General features: G+C 49.3%; 6 protein-coding genes. All 6 read left to right on the plus strand.

Going from position 1 to position 7934, the window contains the following annotated elements; genetic code table 11:
* Nucleotides 1-50 precede the first annotated feature (50 nt).
* The gene (locus GC102_RS07335) at nt 51-908 is read left to right on the plus strand and encodes a sugar phosphate isomerase/epimerase family protein (protein ID WP_171688894.1); all 858 of its coding nucleotides are present in this window, start codon (nt 51-53) and stop codon (nt 906-908) included.
* 274 nt (nt 909-1182) lie between these two features.
* Nucleotides 1183-2118, plus strand: a complete 936-nt coding sequence (locus GC102_RS07340; RefSeq protein ID WP_171688895.1) for an ABC transporter permease — start codon at nt 1183-1185, stop codon at nt 2116-2118.
* 11 nt (nt 2119-2129) lie between these two features.
* On the plus strand, nt 2130-3041 hold the full coding sequence (locus tag GC102_RS07345) for a carbohydrate ABC transporter permease (protein ID WP_171688896.1): 912 nt from the start codon (nt 2130-2132) through the stop codon (nt 3039-3041).
* A 26-nt stretch (nt 3042-3067) separates the two neighbouring features.
* On the plus strand, nt 3068-4696 hold the full coding sequence (locus tag GC102_RS07350) for an extracellular solute-binding protein (protein ID WP_171688897.1): 1629 nt from the start codon (nt 3068-3070) through the stop codon (nt 4694-4696).
* Nucleotides 4697-4803: 107 nt separating this feature from the next.
* Complete coding sequence (locus GC102_RS07355) at nt 4804-7023, plus strand: helix-turn-helix domain-containing protein (RefSeq protein ID WP_171688898.1); 2220 nt, start codon at nt 4804-4806, stop codon at nt 7021-7023.
* A 45-nt stretch (nt 7024-7068) separates the two neighbouring features.
* Nucleotides 7069-7934 (plus strand): Gfo/Idh/MocA family protein (locus GC102_RS07360; RefSeq protein ID WP_171688899.1); only part of this gene is annotated, 866 nt, incomplete at its 3' end.

A 7934-nucleotide genomic window follows, 5' to 3' on the forward strand; every position in this document is an offset into this window, starting at 1 on the left:
AGAGATTCAGCTGCAACCAACCAATCATAAGGAAATGGAGGGTGAAGAGGATGAAGCTAGGCGTCAGTACATATAGTTTGTCCCGTGCTTTGAAATCTGGAGAAATGGACATTCTGGGTGTGATCGATTGGATTGCCGACCAAGGAGGCGAGCATGTCGAGATCGTGCCGTCTAGAATCCAATTGGCCGGTCAGCCAGAGGCAGCCGATGCGATTCGTGAAAAGGCGAAGTCACGGGGGATCGATATCTCGAATTATGCAATCGGGGCCAATTTCGCTAGCGATACGCAGGAAGCTTATGAGTATGAGATTGTGCGTGTGAAAGAGGAAGTCGATATTGCGGCGAGACTGGGTGTTAAGCGGATGCGACATGACGTCGCGAGCAGCAGCGACAATTCCATACGCAGCTTTAACAGAGAGTTGGATCGATTAGTAGAGGCATGCAGGCAAATTGCGGATTACGCTGCACAGTACGATATCGTGACCAGCGTCGAGAACCACGGCTATTTCATACAGGCAAGCGATAGGGTGCAGACTCTGGTTCAAGCGGTTAATCGTCCGAACTTCCGCACAACGCTAGATATTGGCAATTTCATGTGCGTTGATGAGGATTCGGTTGTGGCTGTAAAGAAAAACCTGCCATATGCCTCTATGGTGCATGTGAAAGACTTCTATCTCCGTCCTTCTTATCTGAATCCGGGTGAAGGCTGGTTTAAGACCACAAGCGGCAATTATTTGCGCGGTGCCATTGTCGGTCACGGAGACATCGATATGCGAGAAGTCCTTCGTGTAGTCAAAAACTCCGGCTACGATGGGTACATATCGATTGAATTCGAAGGGATGGAAGAATGCAAAATTGGTACTAAGATCAGCCTCGATAACATCAGAAGAATGTGGGATGAGGTCTAGTATGAAAATACAGAATCCGATTGGTAGTCAAAGGCGAGATGGACCCAGCGAATTTGTCTCTTCTTGATTACCTGAACCGCGGCCCAGGTGGCGGGTCTGCTTTTCTGAAGGTGGGTGCACGTTAAAATACAGCGTAACCCCGCGCTGCGCATGCCGGAAAAAATTGCGAATCCCATCAAATTATGTTGCTTGCCTTCGTTAGCGCGATGCCTTTATCATAAAGCATGCGGAACGGGCCCGGAATTGCCGCAATCGCTCGGTAAAGGAGAAGATCATGAAAGCAACCGGTCAGCCGAACAAGTTCGTTTCATTTCGCTTGCGCGAGAATATGCAGCTTTACTTGATTATGCTGCCTGTACTGCTGCATATTTTTATTTTCAGCTATATTCCGTTGTACGGAATCGTCATCGCTTTCCAGGATTATTACCCGGGAAAACCTTTCCTATCGTTTCATGAAAGCGTTCACTGGGTCGGCTTTAAGCATTTCATCGAATTTTTTAACGGCCCGTATTTCGGCAGACTAATGCGCAACACGTTTATGCTCAGCCTCTATTTCTTCGCCTTCGGATTTTGGGTGCCGATTCTGTTTGCACTTCTGCTTAACGAATTGAAGAGCGGCTTGTTCAAAAAATACGTGCAAACGGCAAGCTATTTGCCTCATTTTATTTCGAATGTCGTCGTTGCGGGCATGGTGCTCTCCTTTATCAATACGGACGGTATCTTTAACGCCGTAGTCAAGCTGTTCGGCGGAACACCGATCCCTCTGAATGCGGAGCCTGCGTACTTTCCAGCTATCTATACGATCACGAGCATTTGGAAGTCGTTCGGCTGGAGCAGCATCTTGTATTTATCTTCCATGTCGTCGATCGATCCACATCTGTATGAAGCGGCCAAAATGGACGGAGCGAACCGGTTCAAGCAGATGCTTCATATTACGCTGCCTTCCATTCGGCCAACTATCTTTATCCTGCTTATTTTCGCGATCGGAAATCTTCTTTCGGCAAACAGCGAATTTATTTTGTTGATCTACAATCCGGCACTATTCGAAACCGCCGACGTTATCGGCACTTATTTGTACCGCGACGGCCTTCTGGGCGGCAATTTTAGCTCGGGGACGGCAATCGGCCTGTTTATATCGCTCATCAACTTTACGCTGCTGTACATAGCAAACGCGCTAAGCCGGAAGTATTCCGACTACGCTTTATGGTGAGGGGGAGTACGATGGCTAACATGGTCAGAAGCAGTTCGAATACGATCAGACAAGGCTCAATCGCAGTAGACGTCGCTCTTTACGCGATATCGCTCGTCATCTGCTTGATTACGCTTTACCCGTTTTATTACGTCGTCATCATGTCCGTCAGCGCGCCCATAGAGGTTGCGGCGATGAACGTATTTTGGTATCCGAAAGGCTTGTTTCTCGGCTCCTACGAGCTGATCTTCAGGGACACGAAAATGTGGTGGGCGTACTCGAATACGATTATTTATGTCGTAAGCGGCACATTATTGAACTGTCTCACGTCCGTATTGGGCGCCTACCCGCTAACCGTACGCAAATTGAAGGGGCGTAAATGGGTGATCGCCTATATTTTGATCCCCATGTATTTCGGAGGTGGGCTAATCCCAACTTATTTGCTCGTTAACAAGCTCGGTCTGTACAACACGATGTTCGCGGTCATCATTCCCGGCGCAGTCAGCATCTGGAACATCATTCTGGTCAGAACCTACTTTACGACGATACCGGAAGCACTTAAGGAATCCGCTTTTGTGGACGGCGCTTCACACTGGCAGCTGCTCTTCCGGATCCTGCTTCCCGTCTCGAAGCCGATCATGGCGGTCATTGCCATCTATACGGTAGTCGGCATCTGGAACAGCTGGTTCGACGCGCTCGTCTATTTGCCGAACGAGAAGCTTCACCCGCTGCAAATGTATTTGTACCGCGTCGTCGTTCAGCAGACCGTCGATTTGAAAGCGCTGTCGCTCGAGGATACCCGTTCCGCCGTGTCCAATATGCTGTCGAACATCCAATTGAAATATGCGATCATCGTGTTTACGACTCTCCCTGTCATTTTTACGTACCCGTTCTTTCAAAAATATTTCATCAAGGGAGCGCTTCTGGGTTCACTGAAAGAATAGTCCTATTCATTCGAGGAGGAATTTATATGAAGAAGTGGAAAAAAGCGTTCCTGCTGACCATGACGGCGGCTGTTCCGATCGCGGCGATGACCGCCTGCAGCACCGATGAGAAACCGAAAGACGGCGTGAGCCCGGCATCCCCCGCCCAACAGACTAGCAAGCTTAAGCTTCTTGGCCCCACCCGCGTAAACAAGTTTATTAAATTCGACGACAGGGAGAAGTACCCGGTGTGGAAGGAGTTCGACAAGTTATTCAGCGGCGCCGGGCTGCAGCTTGATTACGAGCTCGTTCCGAACGAACAGTACAGCGTCGTCATCAAAACGAGAATGGCGTCCGGAAGCAGCCTTCCCGACATCGTAAACATATCCGCGCTCGATAATACGACGGTTCTTAATTTGGCCAAGCAAGGCGTCCTTCTCGACCTGAAACCGCTAATCGAGAAATACAGCAACGGCAATATCGAGAAAATGTACAGCAAAGAATTTCCTTTTGCCAAAAAAACGACGACGTCCCCCGACGGCAAAATGTACTGGTTCAGCAATCTTCACAAAAAAATGTATCAGCAAAAAGATCCGGCGCCCGTTTCGCTCACGATGCTCCTCCGCAAGGATTGGCTCGATAAGCTGAAGCTTCCGGTTCCGACGACAGCCGACGAATATTTGCAAACGCTTAAAGCGATGCGCGACGGCGATGCCAACGGCAACAGGCAGAAGGACGAGGTGCTCGTCTACGACCCGGGCGATTTCTCGGGCTCCATTGCGCAATGGTTCGGGCTCGGTACGGCCATTACGGCGGTCGACGTGGAGAACAAGAAGGTTGTGTCCCCATGGTATCAAGAGGGAATAAAGGATTATTTTAGGTATTTGCAGAAGCTTGTAAAGGAAGGCGTTCTCGATACGAGTCTGATCGGCGCACAGAACGAGCAAATTCAGCAAAAAATGGCGGACAACAAAGTCGCTTCCTTAAGCGACTACAATCTGGAGACGTATCAGGAGCAACTTATTCGAGGCGGCGGCGAGTTTCTTCCGCTTATGCCGCTCAAAGCGGTGGGCGGCATTACGCCGGCAGCTCAGCTGGAGCCCCCGTTCCTCGCATGGCAGAAATATGCGATTACGAAGGACGCCAAAAACGTGGAGGCGGCAATCAAATTTTTTGACGTGATTTATTCGGAGAAATACGCCGATCTTTTTTATTGGGGGATCGAAGGGCAAACGTACAAGATGGACGGCGGCGCGAAAGTGTATATCAACAAAGGATCGGACGAAGAAGATGCCAAAACCGGGCAGGTAACGGGAGCTCATCTATTCGGAGGCACTGTATTTCCGTCCGTGCAGTTCGCCAATCTCGAGTTCGAGCTGACCAGAGTGCCTAAGCACAAAGCGGATAATGAGCTGAATGTCATGAAGTATAAGCCGTATTTTGTCAATATGAACCAAAATTACTTGGCGATTCCGGACGATAAGCAGCTGGAGATGAAGACCAAGATTTTAACCAATCTGAACACATACTCTACCGAGCTTGCAACCAAGCTGGCACTGGGCCAAAAATCGCTCGACGACTGGGATCAGTATATGGCCGAACTGAAAAAGCTCGGACTTGATCAGCTGCTTGAAATCGATCAGCAGCTGCATGATAGATATAACAGCATCCAGTAACGGCGCCCCGATGATAGAATAGGAAGAAAATGGTGGAAAGGATCTGCCGTTTTCTCTTCTTTGTTTTTGCTATGTTGGGTAGTCCAAACGGAAGGAGAGGGCGGCATTTGCGTAATAAAAGCTTCGGGAGCAATACGTTTCGAAAAACGTTTCTTTCCTACACCGCCATACTGCTCATCCCGATTTTCGTGTTTAGCGCTTTAAACGCTTATCGGAACGTAATTGAAGAAAAACGGGAGCTTTACGAGAAGCATGCGGCGGATGCGAAGCGAATCGCGGATAGCATGGACAACAAACTGAATGAACTGAAAAATTTGGGCAAAGTGTTGAGCGACGAAACGTGGGTTACCAAAATGATGTCCAATACGAACGTATTCGACCAGGAATTCGATTTGATCAAGATGCAAGAGATCCGCAAGGATTTGCATAATGCGGTAGGCGCGATGAGCATCCTTTCGTTCGGCGCAGTCATATTTCCCGAGAAAGAGCTGGTCCTTTCCGAGTGGGGCGACTCCGCGACGGACGTTTTCTTTTCGTCCATAGCTTCGTTCGACGACGAGACGCGAATGTTTTTTGACGATTCCATACCGAAATACACCTATTTTAAAATCATGCAGCCGGTAAATATGAAGCATTGGGGCAGTACTCAACGGGTCATTCCCGTCCTGCAAAGCCTAGAAGTCGTGGGCAGCCCGCGCGCCGTATTGCTTCTTTTCATTGACAGCGCGTACTTAGCCGATTATATACAGCGGTTCGGCGGAAGCGAGTACGACGAGATTATGGTTTCGACTAAAGATTCGCCCGTTTATCGGCAATCGCGGACGATGGTTGGCGATCGTCAAGCTCAAGGGGTGTCTTACGAGCTTGTTGTTTCGTCTCAGGCAAGCGATTGGCAGTATAAGGTCACCTACCCGGACAGCACGGTAATCGGGATTCGGAATGTATTTGGCTCTCTCCTCGCCATTCTGATATCCGTCTTGTTCGGTACACCGTCGGCATTCCTGCTGGCCAAAGTCAGCTACCGCCCTCTCGCGGCCTTGCTGCACAAGTTGTCCGAAGCCGTGCGAAACGATGATTCAGGCTCCGAATACAAGCTAATCGAAAAGTCGTTCGATCGCCTGATGCTTGAAAACCATACGCTCCAGCGGGCTGTCGAGGACTATGAAAGCGCAGCTAAGTCGAACTTGCTGCTTCGGATGCTAAAGGGCTACTTTACGGACGACCAGCACATGAACGGGCTAAAAAAATTCGGACTCGGCTATAAAGAGGACATGTACTATTGTACGATGCTGATCAGCTTCCAAACGATGCGGGAAATTTCCGATTTGGAGATCATTCGCAAGATCGAGGTCATAACCATCATGGTAGTGGAAAGCGTGATGAACCGCCATCAGCTCGACTATGAGTTGTTCGAAGTGACGAATGCGGATAAAGCAATGATCGTTTCTTCCGGACAGAGGTTTGGCGAGGATGGTCATCTTGAGCGAATCGCTTCCGAAATCGAGATCGAAATCTGTAAGATGTGCGACATCCGGCCAGACGTCTTCCACGGGGCCATAGAGAAAGGACTTGTCGGCATCAGCAAGTCGTATTACGCGGCCAATGAAAGCTTGCAGGTTGCATTGTTTTCGCGCGGAAATGCTAGAGCGGCGCAGGAGGACGCCATCGAAACGAACGTCGACTATTATTATCCGACGGATTGGGAAGTGCAGCTGATCAATAATCTCAAGATCGGGAACCTGGACACTCTGACGCATATATTGGACGAAATCAGCACGGAAAACCGCAAAAGACAGCTGTCGGACGCCAGTACGATCAAGCTTGTTTCGCTATTGATGGAGACGATGCTGAGAGTGCTTCAGGAGCTGAATATTGATGCAGGCATTTACGCCAAGCAATTTGAGAGCAAAGTAAAGACGGCGAACGGCGAAGCGCTTTGGAGCTACGTTTTTGAAGTGGGAACGTTAATATGCGAAAGAATGCGGTATTCCAACACGACTTCGGCGATGGAGGTTGGCGGCAAGATGCTGCTCTATGTGAATGAGAATTATACAAGCACGGAAGTTTCGCTAAAAAAGCTTGCGGATCTGTTCCAAATGTCGGTTTCGAGCGTCTCCAAAATGTTCAAGGAAGTGACGGGCATCAACTTCTATGACTATTTATGCAGATTGCGTATGGAATCGGCCAAGGAGCTGTTGCGGGAGAAGAAGTGCGGAGTCGACGATGTCGCGCTTCGGGTAGGGTACGAAAATGTGTACTCGTTCAAACGCGCATTCGTCCGGTATGAGGGTATCAAGCCGGATCAGTACGCACAGCTGGCTATTTGAGCGGCAGTTGAATCAAAGATCCCTATATTAGGAGGATGTACACTCATGATCGTATCGAAAATGAAAATTGGCATCATTGGTGTCGGATCGATATCCGGCTTTCACTTGAAATCGTATCAGAAGCTGGAAGGAGTAGAACTGTATGCAGTTTGCGATTTGAATGGGGCGCGGGCGGAGGAGAAGGCAAAGCAATACGGCATCTCTCATGTGTACACGGATTACAGAGAGCTTCTGGCTAATCCAGAAGTGGAAGCGGTTAGTATTTGTACGTGGAACAATACACATGCTGAGATCAGCATTGCTGCTCTGCGGGCTGGCAAGCATGTGTTGGTAGAGAAACCATTATGCCGTACAGTCGAAGAAGCGCTTCAGATTCAGGAGGCGGTGCGTGAGACTGGCAAGACACTGCAAGTTGGCTTCGTGCGACGATACGATGCAAATGCACAGCTCGTGAAACGGTTTATCGACAACGGCGAGCTGGGTGAAATCTACTATGCGAAGGCTTCCTCTCTCCGCAGACTCGGTAATCCGGGAGGCTGGTTCGCGGATCAAGAGCGCTCGGGCGGGGGTCCTCTCATCGATATCGGCGTACATGTACTTGATCTGATCTGGTATTTGATGGGGCGGCCGAAACCTGTTTCAATCAGCGGCAATACATATAAGAAGTTGGGTAATCGATCTCATGTTCGCAACCTGTCGTTCTACAAGGCTGCAGACTATGATCCAAACACGAACGGTGTCGAGGATTTGGCAAACGCGTTGATCCGTTTCGAGAATGGGGCCTCTCTGCTCGTAGATGTGAGCTTCACGCTTCACGCTAAGAAAGATGAGACTACTGTGAAATTATTCGGAGATCAAGGTGGCGTAGAGTTGGAGCCAGAGCTGATTTTAGTAACAGAGAAGCATGACAC

The sequence above is a fragment of the Paenibacillus germinis genome (genome assembly GCF_013141785.1).
Taxonomy (GTDB): Bacteria; Bacillota; Bacilli; order Paenibacillales; family NBRC-103111; genus Paenibacillus_E; species Paenibacillus_E phytorum.

What these genes read in the sequence shown, in the direction of transcription:
- GC102_RS07340 (WP_171688895.1), top strand. Translation starts at nt 1,183, where the DNA reads ATGAAAGCAACCGGTCAGCCGAACAAGTTCGTTTCATTTCGCTTGCGC.
- GC102_RS07350 (WP_171688897.1), top strand. Translation starts at nt 3,068, where the DNA reads ATGAAGAAGTGGAAAAAAGCGTTCCTGCTGACCATGACGGCGGCTGTT.
- GC102_RS07345 (WP_171688896.1), top strand. Translation starts at nt 2,130, where the DNA reads ATGGCTAACATGGTCAGAAGCAGTTCGAATACGATCAGACAAGGCTCA.
- GC102_RS07335 (WP_171688894.1), top strand. Translation starts at nt 51, where the DNA reads ATGAAGCTAGGCGTCAGTACATATAGTTTGTCCCGTGCTTTGAAATCT.